The sequence below is a fragment of the Mesorhizobium sp. M2E.F.Ca.ET.209.01.1.1 genome (assembly GCF_004010375.2).
Classification (GTDB): domain Bacteria; phylum Pseudomonadota; class Alphaproteobacteria; order Rhizobiales; family Rhizobiaceae; genus Mesorhizobium.
The window spans coordinates 1-341 of record NZ_SADP02000618.1 but is presented as its reverse complement, the minus strand read 5'-3'; the positions used below and the strand labels follow the sequence as shown (position 1 = coordinate 341).

Annotated in this window: 1 protein-coding gene; it reads left to right on the top strand. The window is 66.0% G+C overall.

The window, feature by feature from the left end:
• A partial coding sequence (locus tag EN852_RS37165) for a DEAD/DEAH box helicase family protein (protein WP_135879787.1) occupies positions 1-341 on the top strand: 341 nt, incomplete at both ends.

Genomic DNA, 341 nt, shown 5'->3' with positions numbered 1-341 from the left:
TGATCCCGCCGCGGCCGGTGGTGGCAGCACCCGATCCCAATCATGCGCTGCCGGAGCTGATGCCGGACCAGAATGTCGCGGCCGAGAAACTGCGTGCGGCGGTTGGGGCGCAGGTCTTCAACGTCACGCTGCTCGACGGCGTCACTGGCTCCGGCAAGACGGAGGTCTATTTCGAGGCGGTGGCGTTGGCGCTCGAGAAGGGCAAGCAGGTGCTAATCCTGTTGCCGGAAATCGCGCTGACGCATGCCTTCCTCGAGCGTTTCCAAGACCGGTTCGGCGCCAAGCCGGCGGAGTGGCATTCCGACCTGCCGCCAAAAATGCGCGAGCGCGTCTGGCGGCAG